A 16,105-nucleotide genomic window follows, 5' to 3' on the forward strand; every position below is an offset into this window, starting at 1 on the left:
CCCGGGGGCCGGGCCCCCCCGGCCGGGCGGCGGGGCGGCCCGGGGGGGGCGGGGCGGGGGCCCGGCCCGGGGGGGGGGGGGGGGGGGGGGGGGGGCCCCCCCCCCCCCCACGCTGCGGCCGGCGGGGCTCAGGGGCGGGTCATCCGCAGGACGTCCAGCGCCTCGTCGAGCTGAGCCTCGGTCAGCTTGCCCTCGGTCAGGTAACCGCGCTCCACCACGACCTGCCGGATGGTCTTGCGCTCGGCCAGCGCCTGCTTGGCCACCTTGGCGGCCTCCTCGTAGCCGATGTAGCGGTTGAGCGGGGTCACCACGGACGGTGAGGACTCGGCGAACTCCCGGGCCCGCTCGACGTTGGCGGTGACGCCGTCCACCGTCCGGTCGGCCAGCAGCCGGGCGCTGTTGGCCAGCAGGCGGACCGACTCCAGCAGGTTGCGGGCGATCACCGGGAGCATCACGTTCAGCTCGAAGTTCCCGCTCGCCCCGGCCATCGTGACGGTGGTGTCGTTGCCGATCACCTGGGCGGCGACCATCAGCACCACCTCGGGCAGCACCGGGTTGACCTTGCCCGGCATGATCGAGGACCCCGGCTGGAGATCCGGCAGGTTGATCTCGCCGAGACCGGTGCGCGGGCCCGAGCCCATCCAGCGCAGATCGTTGGCGATCTTCGTGAAGCCGACCGCGATGGTGCGCAGCTGCCCGCTGAGCTCCACCAGGCCGTCCCGGGCGCCCTGGGCCTCGAAGTGGTTGCGCGCCTCGGTCAGTGGCAGGCCGCTGGCCCGGCCGACCTCGGCGATCACGGCGGCGGCGAAGCCGGGCGGGGTGTTGATGCCCGTCCCGACGGCCGTCCCGCCGAGCGGGAGCTCGGCCACCCGGGGGAGGGACGCGGACAGCCGTTCGATCCCGTACCGCACCTGCGCCGCGTACCCGCCGAACTCCTGGCCGAGGGTGACCGGGGTGGCGTCCATCAGGTGCGTGCGGCCCGACTTGACCACCTCGGCGAACTCGGCGGACTTGCGCTCCAGCGCCGCCGCGAGCTGCTCCAGGGCCGGGATCAGCTCGCCGGTGACGGCCGCCGTCGCGGCGATGTGGACCGAGGACGGGAACACGTCGTTGGACGACTGGCTGGCGTTGACGTGGTCGTTGGGGTGCACCGGGCGGCCGAGGCGCTCGGTGGCCAGGGTGGCGATCACCTCGTTGGTGTTCATGTTGGACGAGGTGCCGGACCCGGTCTGGAACACGTCCACCGGGAACTGGTCGTCCCAGCGCCCGGCCGCGACCTCCCCGGCCGCCTCCCGGATCGCCGCCGCGGTCGCCAGGTCCAGCACGCCGAGCTCCGCGTTGACCTTGGCGGCCGCCGCCTTGATCAGTGCCAGGGCCTCGATGTGCGCGCGCTCCAGGCGCTGGCCGGACACCGGGAAGTTCTCCACCGCCCGCTGCGTCTGCGCCTGCCACTTCGCCGCCGCGGGGACCCGGACCTCACCCATCGAGTCGTGCTCGACCCGGTACTCCTGCTCGCCGCCGTCCATGGTGCGACACCTCCCTGATTGCCGACATCTGATCATCAGAGCTCCCTGGCGGGCCCAGGTATTTCCGGGAGTCCGCCGCGGGGCGGGAGGGGCGGCGCGATCGGGGGCGCGGGAATCCGCGCGAGCGCCCGTGCGGCCTCGCGACAGGGCGCCCGCGCTGGTTCCCCGGGCTGCTGGAGTGCGTCCGGTCAGCCGAGCACGGCGGTGTTGCGGCGGGCGGGCGGGGCGTGCAGCGGGGGCTGGAGCAGGACCGGCTCCTCGGCGCGGACGCGGGCCAGCACCCCGGGGTCCAGGGTGGTGACGGCCAGGCCGGGGTCGGCCTCGCCCGCGTCGGCGAGCAGGGTGCCGTCCGGACCCCAGACGGCGCTGTGGCCCCAGCCGACGTACGGGCCCGACGGGCCGATGTGGTTGGCCAGCACGGTGTAGAGGGTGTTGTCCATGGCGCGGGCGGGGAAGAGGGTGCGGACCTGGTGCGCGCCGGAGCCCGCGCCGAAGAGTGCGCCGACCAGGTAGGCGTGGGCGCCGTCGAGCGCGGCGGCACGGGCGTGCTCGGGGAAGCCGGAGTCCCAGCAGATGCCCAGGCCGAGGCGCCAGTCGCGGAGCCGGACCGTGCAGCCGCCGCTCTCGCTCGGCGCGAAGCCCGCCGCGCGCTCGGTCGGCGTGGCGAACTGCTTGCGGTAGGCGGCGGCCTGCGCTCCCGAGCCGTCCAGGACCAGGGCCGCGATGTGCAGCAGGCCGGTGTCCGCGTCCCGTACCGGTGCGCCCACCACGACCGGGACGCCGGTTTGTGCGCAGGCCGCGGCGAGCGGGTCCAGGCGCGGGTCGTCGGGTGCGACGGTGAGCCGGTCGGGGTCGGCGGCGATGCCGGTGAGCTCGTAGCCGGTGAGGAACAGCTCGGAGAGCAGCAGCAGCTGCGCGCCCTCGTCGGCGGCGCGGCGGACCAGCGCGGCGGCGGTGGCGGCGTTCGCCGCCACGTCGAGCGGGGCGAGCGCGGCCTGTGCGGTGGCAATGCTCAGTGGCGCGGTGGGCATGGGTGCCGTGGGCAGCAGCGCGGAGGGCGGCGACGCGTCCGACGGGGTCTGTACAGTGGTGGTCACGGACTCCAATCCTTACTCATCGACCCCCGCCGACTCAAGATCTATTCGCGGTCGAAACCCGACCGGGGCGCTCGGCCGCGATGTGAGGCGGAGCGGGCCCGCACGGTGCAGCATGGCGGCATGACCGACGCAACCGACCCGGCGGCCCGCTACGAGGAGATCGCCGAGGGGCTCGTACCGCACGGAGCCGTCCGCTCCGAGATGTTCGGCATGCCGTGCCTGAAGGACGCCGAAGGCAGGGCCTTCGCCGGCCTCCACCAAGGCGAACTGGTCTGCCGGTTGGGCCGTGACACGCCCGCGCAGGCCGAGGCGCTGCACCTGCCGGGGGCGCACCTCTTCGACCCGGCGGGCGGCCGTCCGATGCGGGACTGGGTGTGCATCCCGCTCGTCTCGGGCGGGCACTGGGACAACTTCGCCGAGGCGGCCCTCGGCGCCCGGCGCTGAGCGCGAGGTCGGCCGGGGCGGCCGGTGGCCGGTGGCCGTGCGGTCACCGGCCCGGTCCTGCGCTCAGCCGTGGTACTTGGCGACGATCTTCGTGAAGGCGTACGGCGACTGGCCGATCCCGCTGCACGAGTCGCCCGCGGAGGCGCCGGAGGCGCAGGCGCGGTCGCGGTTGACGGCCCAGAAGGTGAACCGCGCCAGATGGTGGGCGGTGGCGTAGTTGTAGACGGTGGTGAAGTCGCCCGTGGAGACGGTCTCGTCGGCCTCGTCCGTCCTCCCGTTCATGGACGAGATCCCGATGTGCCGGTAGGCGGTGGCGGAGTCGTACCCGTACGCGCGCGCCACGGCGTTCTTCAGTCCGTCGGCCGCCTTCGTGGTGACCGTGCCCATCGAGCCGCTGTGGCTGCCGAAGTCGAACGGCATGATGGTCCAGCCGTCCACCGCCAGCCCGGCCGCCGCGCCCTTCCTGATCAGGTCGAGCCCGTCGGAGTCGGGGCCGGTCGGGGTGGTGCCGAAGGTGACGTACTCCTTGAGGCCGGGGTTGGCGGCCCTGACCGTCCTGAGCGCGTCGACCACCCGCTGCCGCACGGTCCCGTCGGAGACCTCGGTGCTCTCGATGTCGATGTCGATCGCCTTGAGCCGGTAGGCGTCGACGACCTTCTGGTAGGCCGCCGCCAGTGCGCTCGCCGAACCGCACTTCTCGCCCAGCTTGTTGCCGCTCCAGCCGCCGAAGGAGACCACCACGTCGCCGCCGGCCGACCGGATGGCGTTGACGGTGCTCTGGTCGCTGCCGCCGGTGAGCGCCCGGGTGCCGTCCCACTTGGGGTTGCAGCCGCCGTCGCTGAGCATGAACGCGAGGGTGAACTGCTTGACCCCGGTCGCCGCCATCACCTCGGTCGGCTTCTGCGGGCTCCCCCAACCCAGGTACTCGTACGGGGCGTTGAGGCCGACCGGATCGGCGGCGGCCACCGCCGTCGCAGCCTGGCCGGCCGGCGCGAGGGCGAGCGCGCCGCCGGCCAGAGCGGCCGTGGTCGCGAGGGCGAGGAGCGGGCGGAGCGGGGTTCGCGAACGCATGGGTCACCGTCCCGGGAGTCCGTCACATCAGGAAAGTTTCCTTACAGTGAAGGGAAGCGAACCAGCCGGGCGTGACCGCGTCAAGATGCCGTACCGGAAGGGTCGGTGACGGAAGACCGCGGTGTGGGCAGCGTCTCGTACCCACCCGCGTCGTCGTACGCGATACTCGTCGCCGTGGCCCACCCCGCCGCGCCCGCCGCACCGTCCCGAGGAGTCCGAATGGCAACGACCCCTGCCCGCCTCGACCCGGCAGACCTGCTCGCCGTGGGGGAGCTGCTGACCGACGAGGAACGGCTGATCCGGGACACCGTGCGGAAGTTCGCCGACGAGCAGATCCGGCCGTACGTGGGCGACTGGTTCGAGCGCGGGGTCTTCCCGGCCCGTGAACTCGCCCCCGAACTGGGCCGCCTGGGCGTCCTCGGAATGCATCTGGACGGCTACGGCTGCACCGGCTCCTCGGCGGTCGCGTACGGCGTCGCCTGCATGGAGCTGGAGGCCGCCGACTCGGGACTGCGCAGCTTCGTCTCCGTCCAGGGCTCGCTCGCCATGCGCTCCATCCACGCCTTCGGCTCGGAGGAGCAGAAGCAGCAGTGGCTGCCGGAGCTGGCCGCGGGCCGGGCGATCGGCTGCTTCGCCCTCACCGAACCGGACTTCGGCTCCGACCCCGCCAACATGCGGACCAGGGCCCGCCGCAAGGGCGGCGACTGGGTGCTCTCCGGCAGCAAGATGTGGATCACCAACGGCAGCATCTCGGACGTCGCCGTCGTCTGGGCGCAGACCGAGGACGGTGTCAGGGGCTTCCTCGTCCCGCAGGGCACCCCCGGGTTCACCGCCACCGACGTGCACGGCAAGCTCTCGCTGCGCGCCTCGGTCACCAGCGAACTGGCGCTGGACGAGGTGGTGTTGCCCGCCGACGCGGTGCTGCCCGGGGTGCAGGGGCTGCGCGGCCCGCTCTCCTCCCTCGGCGAGGCCCGGTACGGCATCCTCTGGGGCACCGTCGGTGCGGCCCGCGACTGCTACACCACCGCACTGGACTACGCGAAGAGCCGGATCCAGTTCGAGCGGCCCATCGCCGGCTTCCAACTCACCCAGCAGAAGCTGGTCGAGATGATGCTGGAGGTCGAGAAGGCGTACCTGGTCGCGGTCCGGATCGGCCGGCTCAAGGACGCCGGGCAGTGCCGGCCCGCGCACATCAGTTTCGGCAAGCTCAACAACGTCCGCACCGCGATGGAGATCGCCCGCAGTGCCCGGACCATCCTGGGCGCCAACGGCATCACCGTCGAGTACCCGGTGCTCCGGCACGCCAACAACCTGGAGTCCGTGCTGACGTACGAGGGCACCGCGGAGATCCACACCCTGGTGCTCGGCGAGGCGATCACCGGCGAGTCGGCCTACCGCTGACGTACGGTCGGCCCGTGGAGGCGGCCGAGGACCCCACCGCCGGGCTGAACGAGGCCGGGGGCCGTTCCTGGTGCCCACTCGCCGGCCCGGCCCGGCCCGGCCCCGAGCCGGACCTGGAGCGAAAAGCACTGGTCAGGCCCGGAGCCCCGGCGCTACGGTCGGCGCTCCACCGACGCCGAAGCCGAAGCCGAGGCCGACACCGAACGGAGAGCCGGGCCATGACCGCGCCGCACACCACCACCCTCTGGCGCCCCACCGGCCCCGAGGAGCTGGCGCTCGTCGCGGAGTCCGGCTGGCGGGCCTGGCCGCCCAGGCTTCCGGACCAGCCGATCTTCTACCCGGTGCTCAACGAGGACTACGCGGTCCGCATCGCGCGCGACTGGAACGTCCCCGCCTCGGGCGTCGGCTACGTCACCAGGTTCGAGGTCGAGAGCGACTTCCTCGCCCGTTACCCCGTTCGGCAGGCCGGCGGCCGGACCATCCTGGAGCTCTGGGTGCCGGCGGAGGAGCTGCCCGAGTTCAACCGGCACGTCGTCGGCCCGATCGAGCTCGTCCACGCGTTCCGGCCTACTGTCTGAGGCCCCGTCCGCTGTACCGGACCCCGCTACGGGAGCGCTACTGGACCCTGGTACCGGACCCGGGGGGCCGACCGGGGGGTCATCCCGGGGGCGGGTACGCCCTTGGGTGGAGGGCGTTCGGTACCTCGTGCCTATCGCCGGGCCCGGTACCAGCCGTCAGGATGGAGGGGAAGCGCAGACCGGAACGAGAGGCGAGGGTCGTCATCATGGGTAACGCGGGCAGGGCCTTCGCGGGTGTCGTGGCTGCGGGAGGGGTGGCGCTCGGTGCCGTCGCGATGGTCCCGAAGACCGCGGACGTCCTGGAGAGCAGGCATCGCGTCGCCGCCACGTACGCCACCGGCAGCGCTGCCAAGGCCGCTCGCCAGTCCATGCCCGGCTGGCTGCCGGACGGCGCGACCAAGGTGTCGTACCTGATGTCCACCACCGGCGGCGACCGGCTGCTGAAGGCGTCCCTGCCGGACCGCGAGCTGCCCGAGGGATGCAGCAAGGGCACCCCCCAGGGCGCGGTGCACCTCAAGGCGTCCTGGTTCCCCGGCGACATCCCCGCCAAGGCCACCGCCCGGTGCGGCTACTACAACGTCGCCCTGGTCGGCAACGAGCTGTACGGCTGGCAGGACAACGCGGTCGTGACCGCGGCCCGCAAGGCCGGCAGGACCGCCGGCTGACCGGACGGCCCGGAACGGCACGAGCTGACACAGTACGGCCCGGTGGGGCGGGACTTGGCGGAGTACGACTGGGAACAGTACCGGTTCCGGGTATCGGAGGACCCGCCCGCTGCGGTAGGACGGACGTACCCGACCAACCCGCAGAGGAGCCCCATGCCAGGCCCGACCCTGGGCACCACCGGTGACCAGTCGTCCGACGCTGCCGCCACCGCCGCGAGCAAGACCGTCCTGACCGAGCCCCAGGGCGGACCGCCGAGCCGGGCCACCGTGGCCGTGCTCGCCGGGCTGGCCGCACTGGGCCCGCTCACCACGGACCTCTACCTGCCCGCACTGCCCACCCTCACCACCGACCTCGGGTCCACCGCGGCCACCGCCCAACTCACCCTCACCGGATCGATGTTCGGCATGGCCTTCGGCCAGCTCCTGTTCGGTCCGCTCAGTGACCGGCTCGGCCGCCGGTCCCCGCTGCTCGTCGGCATGACCCTCTACACCCTGGCCACCATGGTCTGCGCACTGGCCGGCTCGGTCCCGCTGCTGATCGCCGGACGCTGCCTGCAGGGCTTCGCCGGGGCCGCTGGCCTGGTGATCGCCCGTGCCGTCGTCCGCGACCGGTACGAGGGCGTGGCGATGATCCGCTTCATGGCCTCGATCGGCGTGATATCCGGGCTCGCCCCGATCCTCGCACCCGTCCTCGGTGCCCAGCTGCTGCACCTCACCTCCTGGCGCGGCACCTTCGTCGCCCTCGCCCTGCTCGGTGCGCTGCTCACCGTCGGCGCCGTGCTCGCGCTGCGCGAGTCGCTGCCGCCCGAGCGGCGCCACGCCGACGGCATCGGCAGCACCGTCCACGCCATCGGCGACCTGCTGCGCGACCGGCGCTTCCTCGGCTACACGCTCACCAGCACCTTCGGCTTCGGCGCGCTCTTCGCCTACGTCAGCGGCTCCTCCTCGGTGCTGCAGACCGAGTACGCCATCTCGCCGCAGCTGTACAGCCTGGTCTTCGCCACCAACTCCATCGCGGTGGTGGGCTTCAGCCAGCTCAACGGCCGAGTGCTGGTCCGGAAACTCCCGGCGCCCACCCTGATGCTGATCGGTCTGGGCGGGGCCGGGACCGCGGGAACCGCGGTCGTCCTCGTCACCACCGTCTGGCACCTGGGCCTGCCCGGGGTCTGGCCCGCACTCTTCCTGCTGATGGCGAGCATGGGCATCGTGCTGCCCAACTCCATGGCGCAGGCGCTGACCATGGCCCCGCACGCCGCGGGCTCGGCCTCCGCACTGATCGGCACCGGCACCTTCCTGTGCGGCGCGATCGTGGCCCCGCTGAGCAGTGCGGGGGGCAGCCCCTCCGCGACGCTGCTCGGCACCGTGGTGCTGAGCTGCTCGGTGCTCGCCGTCATCGCCTTCACCGCACTCTGCCGTCCGTGGCGCGAGGAGAGCTGACGTCACATCAATTCGCCGACGTCGCGTGCATGCCGGCGGCGGCCTCCGCGGGTACGGGCCGAAGTCGCGGCCGACCGCGGTCGCGCCGGCGCCGGCGGTGGGGCCACCCGGCTTGATCGTGCCGACGCCCCACTCCGTCAGGGGTGTTGTCGCAGCCTGCCGGGATGACGGCCGTGGCGGTGATCCCGTGGGCCACCGGGAGCGGCGCGCGGGGCGCCGATGCGGCCGTGCGTGCAGTCGGCCGATCGGCGCCCCGCGCGCCCCGGTGCGGGCGTGCGGTCAGGCGATCGAGAAGTCGTCGCCGTAGACGTTGCCCTGGCCGTACCAGCCGTGCAGGTAGACGGTCACCGTGCCGCCGGCGCCGGTGGTGAACGGGACGGTCAGCTTGGTCCAGCCGCCCGCCGAGGTCCAGGTGCTCGCGGTGGCACCGCCGCTGACGCCGAGGTAGGCGTAGTTGCCCTGCACCCAGCCGGTCAGCGTGTACTTGGTGTTGGGGGCCAGCGTGACGGTCTGGTCGCACTCGCCGGTCTGGCTCGCACCGGCCGCCGCCGACAGCGCGTAGCTGCCGGTGTGCACCGGGGTGGTGACCACGGCACCACCGCTCTGGCAGGTCCACGGGCTGAGGCTGCCGCTCTCGAAGTCGCCGTTGGCCAGGGACTTCGCTCCGCCGCCGGAGCCGGTGACGGTCAGCGTGTAGGTGGCGCTGTGGCTGCCCGACGTCGCGCTGCCGGTGACGGTGAGCGGGTAGGTTCCGGGTGCCACGGCGGAGGTGGTGGAGATGTTCAGCGTCGCGCTGTCCCCGGCGTTCACCGAGCCGGGGCTGACGGTGGCGGTGACCCCGGCGGGCGCGCCGCTCACGCCGAGGGCGACGGACTGCGCCGAGCCCGCCGTGACGGCGGTCGCGATGCTGCTGCGCAGGCTGCTGCCCGGCGAGACCGAACCGGCGGCGGGGGAGGCGCTCACCGAGAAGTCGTCGGTGACCGGACCGGGACCGCTGCCACCGCTGCTGAACGGCGCGAAGACGTGGGTGAAGTCCCAGGCGTTCTGGCTGATCCCGGAGCAGCTGTCACTGCCGGCCGTGCCGACGCAGCCGCCGTTGTCGCGTTGCAGCGCCCAGAACGAGAGGGTGTTGATGCCCTTGCCGGTGGCCCAGTTGTAGACGTTGCCGGCGTCGGCGACGCTGAAGGTCTCGGCCGCGCCGAAGTCGTCGATCCCGAGCATGTCGGTGACCCCGATGGATCCCCACAGCTGTGCGGCCGTCCTGCCCGGGTACAGCTCGGCGAGCTGGTTGTGGAGGCCGGTCGCCGCGTTCTGGGTGTCGTTGCCCATGTTGTGCGGGGCGTTGTCGTAGTAGTCGAACGTCATGATGTTGACGACGTCGATCCGTGCGTTGTTCTGCACGGCGTTCTTGAGCACGTTGAGTCCGCTGTCGGCCAGCCCGCCGGTGGTGGTCGGCAGGGTGTAGGAGAACTGGATGCTGCGGCCGTTTGTGGCGGCCCAGTCCTCGACCAGCTTGATCGCCTTGTTGCGGCGGTCGATCCCGGCGGTGTCGGTCAGCGAGTTGTCCTCGACGTCGAGGTCGATCCGGCTGATGCCGTAGGTGGTGATGACGGACTCGAAGGCACTGGCGATCGCGTTCACGTCGGTGCAGCTGTCGGCGAGTTCGGTGCCGGTGTTGTCGGCCGTGTAGCCGCCGAAGGACGGGATCACATCGCCGCCCGCCGCCCGGATGGTGGCGATGTCGGCGCCGAACCGGGCCGAGGAGATGGGCATTTTGGTGTCGCCGTTCCAGTACGGCGTACACGTGCCCTTGCTCGCCGTCTGGATGAACGCCATGGTCAGGTACTTGGCGCCGGACTGGCTCGCCAGCGCCGCCGGGCTCTGGCCGGTCCACGCCTCGAAGTACGGGGCGAAGACGTGTTGCGGCAGCGGGGTCGCGGCCTGGGCGGCGGTGTGGGTGGCGGTGTGGCTCGCGGCCTCGGCGGCACCACCGCCACCCACCACGGTCAGCCCGACCGAGGCGGCCAGGGCGGCGCCGCCGGCCAGTAGCGCACGGATGGATCTGTGCAGGCGCATGGATGCTCCAACAGACGTGAAGGTGAAGACCGTTCGCCCGGAAATGGGCATGACGGTGTCTGACGCGGGCCCTGCAGGGGTGGTGCGGCGTGCGGGAAACAGCGCACGGCCGGCCGGTGGTCACACCCCCACAGTGCATCCCGGTCGGAACTACACCGCCTATGGTTGGTCTGGACCACTCGGCTGTCAAGGGAGATGACGGTTCGTCAACGGCACGGCCGGGTCGGCGCGGTGCCGGATGACTCCCGCCCGGTGCCGCGTGCGCGGCGGGTCTCGTCGACGGCGGCAGCGGTGGCGGTGGAAGCGGCGGCGACGAGGCCAGTGGCGGCGGCAGCGGCGGCGGCATGGCGGTGGCGGCGACGACGGGAGCCGGGCACGACTCGGCCCCGCACCTCGGGAGTCCGAGGTGCGGGGCCGTCGTGCGGTGTCGCCGTGCGGTGTCGAGGGTCAGCCGAGGCCGTTGGACTTGAGCCAGTCCTTGGCCACCGCCGACGGGTCCTCCTTGTCGACGGAGACCCGCTTCATGAGCTGGGTCAGGCCCGGCGTGTCCAACTTCGCGGAGACGGCGTTGAGGGCGCCGGCCGCCGTCGCGTCCACACCGGCCTTGTTGATCAGCGGGGTGACGTTCTGCGAGCTGAAGAGGTTCTTCGGGTCGGCCAGCGAGACCAGCTTGAACTGGACGATCTTCGGGTCGGTGGTGAAGACGTTGCCGACCTGGATCGAGCCGTCCTTCAGGGCGTTCGCGGTGGTGTCACCGGTGGGCTTCCACTCCTTGAAGGTGAGCCCGTAGATGTCCTTGAACTGCTGCTCGCGGCGGGACTTGAACTCCGGCGGTCCGCCGATGGCGAACTCGCCCGCCTTCGCGGAGAGGTCGGCGATGCTCTTCAGCTGGTACTTGTCGGCCGTCTCCTGGGTGACGCTCAGCGAGTCCTTGTCCTCGGCCGGGGCCGAGTCCAGGATCCCCAGCGAGGACGGCAGGGCCTTCTGCAGCGCGGCGTTGACCGCCTCGGTGCCGGTGGCGGTGTTCTTGGCGTCCAGGTAGCCGAGCAGGGCGCCGTTGTACTCCGGCAGCACCGTCAGGCTGCCGTTCTGCAGCTGGCCGTAGAGCACCTCGCGGCTGCCGATGTTGAACTTCTCCTCGACCTTGACGCCCTTGGCCTTGAGGGCCTGCGAGTAGATCGAGGCCAGCAGGACGTTCTCCGGGAAGTTCGCCGAGCCGACCACAACGGTCTTCCCGCCGGTACTTCCGCTTCCGCCCGACGATCCTGACGATCCTGACGAGGCGTCCAGCGGGTTGCTGCTGCCGGAGGAGGAGCAGGCCGCCGCTCCGAGCAGTAGGCCAACGGCGGCGACGGTCCTGAGCAGACGGGTGGTCATGGGTTCCCTTTCGTGGCTCCGCGGCCGGAACCGGCGCGGGAGGTGGACCTGTGGGCGGGGGACGGAGGGCGGGTGCCCCCGGTTCACGAGCTGCGGGCGGTCTCGGCGCCGGCCGCCCGCTGGGCGCGCACGCCGCGCGGCAGTGCGTACCGGATCAGTCCGGCGAAGAGCAGCTGGGTGGCGACGGCGAGCAGCACCACCAGCAGTGCACCGCCCAGTGTCGCCGGGAAGTCGCGGGTGGCCAGCCCGTCGATGACGTACCGGCCGAGCCCGCCGAGGCCGACGTAGGCGGCGACCGTGGCGGTGGCGATCACCTGGACGGCCGCCGTCCGCAGCCCGGAGAGGATGGTGGGCAGGGCGTTCGGCAGGCAGACCTGCCACAGGACCTGGCGGTTCGTCAGGCCGATGCCAAGGGCGGCGTCCCGCAGGTCGGGGTCGGTGCCCCGGATGCCCTCGACCGTCGCCACCAGCACCGGGGGTGCGGCGAGCGCGACCAGCGGCAGCAGGATGGCGGTGTCGGTGACGCCGCCCACCAGCACCGCGAGCGTGACGAGTCCGAGGGTGGGCAGGGCGCGCGCGACCCCGGTGAGTGCGGTCACCGCGACCGCGCCGCGCCCGGTGTAGCCGATCAGCAGGCCGAGCGGGACAGCCAGCAGCGCCGCGTAGAACAGGGCCTCACCGGAGAGCGCGAGGTGCTCGGCGACCCGGTGGGCGATCGCGTCGGGTCCGCTCTGCCGGGCCGGCGCGGTGAAGAAGGTGGTGAGCCAGCCGATCCAGTTCATCGGGCGGCCTCCGGGCGGACGGCCCAGGGGGCGAGCAGTCGCCGCGCCAGGATCAGCAGCAGGTCCGTGACCAGCGCGAGCGCGGCTACCAGCACGATCCCCGCCACGATCGGGGTCGGGAAGGTCCGCTGGAAGCCGTCGATGAACAGGTAGCCGAGGCCGCCCCTGCCGATCAGGGCGCCGACCGCCGCCAGCGAGATGCTGGACACCGCGGCGACCCGCAGTCCGGAGACCAGGTACGGGACGGCGGCCGGGAGTTCGACGGCGGACAGCCGGTGCCACGGGCCGTAGCCCATCGCGGTCGCCGACTGCCGTACGGAGTCAGGCACCGAGCGCAGCCCGTCCACGGTGGTGGGCAGCAGCACGGCGAGGGCGTAGAAGGTGAGCGGCACCATCACGGTGGCGCGGGTGGCCAGCCCGGTGTACGGGATCAGCACGACGAAGACCGCGAGCGAGGGCAGCGCGTACACCACGTTGAAGACGGCGGAGAGCGGCTGGTAGAGCCGGGGGAAGCGGGCGCAGGCGAGGCCCAGCGGAACGGCGACCAGTAGGGCGATCAGCACCGGGACGAGGGCGATCACCGCGTGGTCGAGGGTGAGGTCGCGCAGGTAGGCGAGGTGGTCCCCGATCCAGTACCAGCGGACCAGCGGCTCACCGTCCATCGGTGCTCACCGGCCGCTCGTCCAGACCGTCCGGGCGCTGTGCCTCCGGACGTCGCGGGTCGGGGTGCTGCGGGTCGGGGCGCTGCGGGGCCCGGTCTGGTTCGGCCCGGTCCGCCGTGGTCGGGACGGTGGGCCGGAGGCCGGTCAGGGCCGCGAGGACCGCCTCCCGGGTGGCGGTGCCGACGGCCCTGCCGTCCGCGTCGACGGCGACGACCGCGCCGGCGGGGGAGAGGACGGCCGCGTCCAGGGCGCTGCGCAGGGTGTCGACCTCGGGGTGGAAGACCGGCGCCGGGTGCGGCTCGGCCGGCCCGTCGAGGTCGACCCAGCCGGCGGGCCGCCCGTTCGGGTCCAGCCGGAGGTCCCAGCCGCCGTGCCGGCTGCCCTCGGTGAGCGGGCGGACGGCGACGCCGCGGGCCGGGAGCAGGCCGAGGCCGCGCAGGCCGCGGTCGCGGCCCAGGAACGCGGCGACGCCCTCGTCGGCGGGGGCGGTCAGCAGGGTGTGTGGGTCGGCGAGTTGTGCGATGTGGCCGTGCTCGCGCAGGACCGCGACCTGGTCGCCGAGTCGGACGGCCTCTTCGATGTCGTGCGTGACGAAGAGTACGGTCTTGTTCAACTCGCCCTGAAGGCGCAGTAGTTCGTCCTGGAGCCCGGTGCGGACCACGGGGTCGACCGCACTGAAGGGTTCGTCCATCAGCAGCACCGGAGGGTCGGCCGCCAGCGCCCGTGCCACGCCGACCCGCTGCTGCTGGCCGCCGGACAGCTGGAAGGGGTAGCGCTTGGCCAGCTCGGGTGCCAGACCGACGAGTTCGAGCAGTTCGGCGGCGCGGGCGCGGGCCTTCTTGCGGTCCCAGCCGAGCAGATAGGGGACGGTGGCGATGTTGTCGATCACCCGGCGGTGCGGGAAGAGCCCGGCCTGCTGGATCACGTAGCCGATGCCCCGGCGCAGCTTGGCGGCGGGCAGTTCGGAGACGTCGGTACCGTCCAGCAGTACTCGGCCTGCGGTCGGTTCGACCATGCGGTTGACCATCCGCAGGATGGTGGTCTTGCCGCAGCCTGACGGGCCGACCAGCACGGTGGTGCGACCGGCAGGTATGTCCAGGTCGAGGCCCTCGACGGCGATCGTGCCGTCGGGGTGGCGCTTGGCGGCGCCGTCGAATCTGATCACGGAAGGGATCCTAGCTTCGGCGCTCGAGCGCCGTTCGGTTCTTGGAGCGGATGTCGGGACACGGCGGATCACGCCCGACTCGAACTGGTCTTCGGATCGTGACGGCTTTCCCCGTCCTCGGCGGGTACAAACCTTCTCATTCCGTGCGTCATTCCCTACTTCGCGCTACGACTCGCCGTCTGCCCCGTCCTCGCCGCCTGCCCGGCCTGTCCCGCCTGCCTCGTCGCGCTGGTAGGCCCGGCCGAGCAGGCACCCGGGCGCCGTCCCGTTCCCCGGCGCCGCCCTGCCCACTGGTGCCGTCCGGTTACCGGGTCCGTCGGCGGTGCCGTCCACGGTCGGGAGACCCGCCGCCGCCCAGGCGACGAAACCGCCGTCCAGATCCGTCGCCCGGTGCAGACCCAGCTCGCGCAGGCTCGCGGCGGCCAGACTGGAGGCGTACCCCTCCGAGCAGACCACGATCACCGCCAGCTCGTGCCCGGTCGCCTCGGGGATGCGGTGACTGCCCGTCGGATCGAGCCGCCACTCCAGCACGTTGCGCTCGATGACCAGGGCGCCGGGGACACCGCCCTCGCGTGCCCGCTGCGCCGCCGGACGGATGTCCACCAGCAGTGCGCCCTCCTCCGCCGCTGCCCGGTACGCCTCCGTCGGTCCCGGCCGGTGCACCCCGGCCCGCGACCGCTCGACCAGTTCCTCGATCGTCGTCACCACTGCTGCGGTCCTTCCAGTGCGGTGCGCACCAGGCCCTCGGCGCGCAGTTCGTAACGGGACATCGACTCCAGCGGCGGTGAGTACGCGTGGATGGTGACCGCCGGGCCGCCGCCCGTGTTCCGGACATCGTGCAGGTACTCGGGACCGAAGGCCCGGGCGGTGCCCGAGGCCAGTCGCCGGATCAGCAGTCCCTGTCCGGGGCCGCCCAGCGACAGCTCCTCCAACTCGCCCAGCGTCACCATGAAGGCTCCGCGCGAACCGCCGTGGTCGTGGAACCCGGTGGACTGGCCCGGCAGCCAGCTGATCAGCCAGACCTCGTGGTCCTCGGTGAGCTCCAGCCGTTCGTACCAGCGGTCCTCGGCGGCGAGCCGGACCCGGGGCAGCCACCGGTCGGGCTGTTCGGCCAGCTCGCGGACGATCCTGCGCAGGGCGTTCGGCGAGAGCGGGGCGGGCCGCGCCACGTCGGCGGCAGCAGTGACAGGCGCAGGGGCAGAGGCGAGACCTGGGGCGAGATCAGGGCTCACGAGATCAAGGCTCATGGGGCATCCTCGGGAAGGCCGAAGGAGGCTGCCGGACGCGGATGCACGGGGAGTGCAGGGGCGTACGACAGGCGGGAGGACGTGAAGAAGGGAGGCGCGGGAGCGCGGCTCAGGCCCTGGCGGACGTCACAGGGAGGGGAGAGCCGTCAGCAGGCACACATGTCGCTCGCCTGGCGTCGCAGATCGACGTGCAGGCGGCAGACCAGGGTGGTGCCGGTGTCCATGGGCTGATCGTTGCGGAGGGAAGCCCGGCACGTCAAGCGCGGACCGCCAGTCGGTCACCCCGCCGCTGCCCGGTGCCGCCCGGTGCCGCCCGGTTCTGCCATCCGGTGCCGCCATCGGGCGCTGTGATGCGGTGCGCTGGCCGCGGTGCTGCCCTGCGGTGTGCTGTCGGGCGCCGTGATGCGGTGCGCTGCCGTCCGGCGCTGTGATGCGGTGCCGCCCGAGCGGCCTTGTGCGGACCCGTCCGACACAGCAGACCGGCCTGCCCCGGGGGAGACGGGGGGCGGCGGGCTGGTGTGTGGGGGGGCGGGGGGGGGCGGGCGCCCGCCCGCGGCGGCGACCCCCGGCCGGCGCG

The 16,105-nt window shown here is 72.8% G+C and carries 14 protein-coding genes and 1 pseudogene; 5 read left to right on the plus strand and 10 right to left on the minus strand.

From position 1 onward, the window contains the following. Positions 1-128: 128 nt before the first annotated feature. The gene (locus tag ACFC1R_RS36730) at positions 129-1,526 is read right to left on the minus strand and encodes a class II fumarate hydratase (RefSeq protein WP_375946070.1); all 1,398 of its coding nucleotides are present in this window, start codon (positions 1,524-1,526) and stop codon (positions 129-131) included. Between the two features lie 188 nt (positions 1,527-1,714). Beyond that, positions 1,715-2,623: a carbon-nitrogen hydrolase family protein gene (locus ACFC1R_RS36735; RefSeq protein WP_375946071.1), complete on the minus strand. Its 909-nt coding sequence runs from the start codon at positions 2,621-2,623 to the stop codon at positions 1,715-1,717. A gap of 120 nt (positions 2,624-2,743) precedes the next feature. On the opposite strand from ACFC1R_RS36735, the gene ACFC1R_RS36740 reads away from it, so the two are divergent. Then, entirely contained in the window at positions 2,744-3,067 is a 324-nt protein-coding gene (locus ACFC1R_RS36740) for a hypothetical protein (RefSeq protein ID WP_375946072.1), read from the plus strand. A 63-nt stretch (positions 3,068-3,130) separates the two neighbouring features. Here ACFC1R_RS36740 and ACFC1R_RS36745 read toward each other — a convergent pair whose 3' ends face one another. Next, positions 3,131-4,138 (minus strand): chitinase, encoded by a 1,008-nt coding sequence (locus ACFC1R_RS36745; protein WP_375946073.1) that lies wholly within the window; start codon positions 4,136-4,138, stop codon positions 3,131-3,133. Between the two features lie 219 nt (positions 4,139-4,357). On the opposite strand from ACFC1R_RS36745, the gene ACFC1R_RS36750 reads away from it, so the two are divergent. From ACFC1R_RS36750 to ACFC1R_RS36765, 4 genes are all read left to right on the plus strand, one after another. Next, on the plus strand, positions 4,358-5,539 hold the full coding sequence (locus ACFC1R_RS36750) for an acyl-CoA dehydrogenase family protein (RefSeq protein ID WP_375946074.1): 1,182 nt from the start codon (positions 4,358-4,360) through the stop codon (positions 5,537-5,539). A 218-nt stretch (positions 5,540-5,757) separates the two neighbouring features. Beyond that, complete coding sequence (locus ACFC1R_RS36755; RefSeq protein ID WP_375946075.1) at positions 5,758-6,117, plus strand: hypothetical protein; 360 nt, start codon at positions 5,758-5,760, stop codon at positions 6,115-6,117. 206 nt (positions 6,118-6,323) lie between these two features. Next, on the plus strand, positions 6,324-6,782 hold the full coding sequence (locus tag ACFC1R_RS36760; RefSeq protein WP_375946076.1) for a hypothetical protein: 459 nt from the start codon (positions 6,324-6,326) through the stop codon (positions 6,780-6,782). A gap of 153 nt (positions 6,783-6,935) precedes the next feature. Beyond that, positions 6,936-8,219, plus strand: coding sequence for a multidrug effflux MFS transporter (locus ACFC1R_RS36765; protein WP_375946077.1), 1,284 nt, complete (start codon positions 6,936-6,938; stop codon positions 8,217-8,219). Positions 8,220-8,498: 279 nt separating this feature from the next. Here the strand turns inward: ACFC1R_RS36765 and ACFC1R_RS36770 are convergent, their stop codons facing one another. The 7 genes and pseudogenes from ACFC1R_RS36770 to ACFC1R_RS36800 all read right to left on the minus strand — a co-directional run bounded on the left by ACFC1R_RS36770 (position 8,499) and on the right by ACFC1R_RS36800 (position 15,528). Next, on the minus strand, positions 8,499-10,295 hold the full coding sequence (locus ACFC1R_RS36770) for a glycosyl hydrolase family 18 protein (protein WP_375946078.1): 1,797 nt from the start codon (positions 10,293-10,295) through the stop codon (positions 8,499-8,501). Positions 10,296-10,742: 447 nt separating this feature from the next. Further along, positions 10,743-11,672, minus strand: a complete 930-nt coding sequence (locus ACFC1R_RS36775) for an ABC transporter substrate-binding protein (protein ID WP_375946079.1) — start codon at positions 11,670-11,672, stop codon at positions 10,743-10,745. Positions 11,673-11,755: 83 nt separating this feature from the next. Then, positions 11,756-12,454: an ABC transporter permease gene (locus ACFC1R_RS36780; protein WP_375946080.1), complete on the minus strand. Its 699-nt coding sequence runs from the start codon at positions 12,452-12,454 to the stop codon at positions 11,756-11,758. Beyond that, a complete protein-coding gene (locus tag ACFC1R_RS36785) occupies positions 12,451-13,116 on the minus strand; it encodes an ABC transporter permease (RefSeq protein ID WP_375946081.1) in 666 nt (221 codons plus the stop codon). Before ACFC1R_RS36785 ends, ACFC1R_RS36780 begins: the two co-directional genes overlap by 4 nt. Continuing rightward, entirely contained in the window at positions 13,106-14,281 is a 1,176-nt protein-coding gene (locus ACFC1R_RS36790; RefSeq protein WP_375946082.1) for an ABC transporter ATP-binding protein, read from the minus strand. Before ACFC1R_RS36790 ends, ACFC1R_RS36785 begins: the two co-directional genes overlap by 11 nt. Positions 14,282-14,614: 333 nt before the next feature. Further along, positions 14,615-14,977: pseudogene (locus ACFC1R_RS36795) on the minus strand (rhodanese-like domain-containing protein); the annotation flags it as partial. Positions 14,978-14,982: 5 nt separating this feature from the next. Next, positions 14,983-15,528, minus strand: a complete 546-nt coding sequence (locus ACFC1R_RS36800) for a cysteine dioxygenase family protein (RefSeq protein ID WP_375946083.1) — start codon at positions 15,526-15,528, stop codon at positions 14,983-14,985. Positions 15,529-16,105: the final 577 nt, after the last annotated feature.

Origin of the sequence: Kitasatospora sp. NPDC056138, assembly GCF_042264695.1 — a bacterium.
GTDB lineage: Bacteria > Actinomycetota > Actinomycetes > Streptomycetales > Streptomycetaceae > Kitasatospora.

Excerpts from the sequence above, each read along its gene's own strand:
- ACFC1R_RS36800 (WP_375946083.1), bottom strand. The coding sequence starts at position 15,528 with ATGAGCCTTGATCTCGTGAGCCCTGATCTCGCCCCAGGTCTCGCCTCT.
- ACFC1R_RS36770 (WP_375946078.1), bottom strand. The coding sequence starts at position 10,295 with ATGCGCCTGCACAGATCCATCCGTGCGCTACTGGCCGGCGGCGCCGCC.
- ACFC1R_RS36750 (WP_375946074.1), top strand. The coding sequence starts at position 4,358 with ATGGCAACGACCCCTGCCCGCCTCGACCCGGCAGACCTGCTCGCCGTG.
- ACFC1R_RS36730 (WP_375946070.1), bottom strand. The coding sequence starts at position 1,526 with ATGGACGGCGGCGAGCAGGAGTACCGGGTCGAGCACGACTCGATGGGT.
- ACFC1R_RS36765 (WP_375946077.1), top strand. The coding sequence starts at position 6,936 with ATGCCAGGCCCGACCCTGGGCACCACCGGTGACCAGTCGTCCGACGCT.
- ACFC1R_RS36740 (WP_375946072.1), top strand. The coding sequence starts at position 2,744 with ATGACCGACGCAACCGACCCGGCGGCCCGCTACGAGGAGATCGCCGAG.
- ACFC1R_RS36780 (WP_375946080.1), bottom strand. The coding sequence starts at position 12,454 with ATGAACTGGATCGGCTGGCTCACCACCTTCTTCACCGCGCCGGCCCGG.
- ACFC1R_RS36785 (WP_375946081.1), bottom strand. The coding sequence starts at position 13,116 with ATGGACGGTGAGCCGCTGGTCCGCTGGTACTGGATCGGGGACCACCTC.
- ACFC1R_RS36755 (WP_375946075.1), top strand. The coding sequence starts at position 5,758 with ATGACCGCGCCGCACACCACCACCCTCTGGCGCCCCACCGGCCCCGAG.
- ACFC1R_RS36745 (WP_375946073.1), bottom strand. The coding sequence starts at position 4,138 with ATGCGTTCGCGAACCCCGCTCCGCCCGCTCCTCGCCCTCGCGACCACG.
- ACFC1R_RS36775 (WP_375946079.1), bottom strand. The coding sequence starts at position 11,672 with ATGACCACCCGTCTGCTCAGGACCGTCGCCGCCGTTGGCCTACTGCTC.
- ACFC1R_RS36760 (WP_375946076.1), top strand. The coding sequence starts at position 6,324 with ATGGGTAACGCGGGCAGGGCCTTCGCGGGTGTCGTGGCTGCGGGAGGG.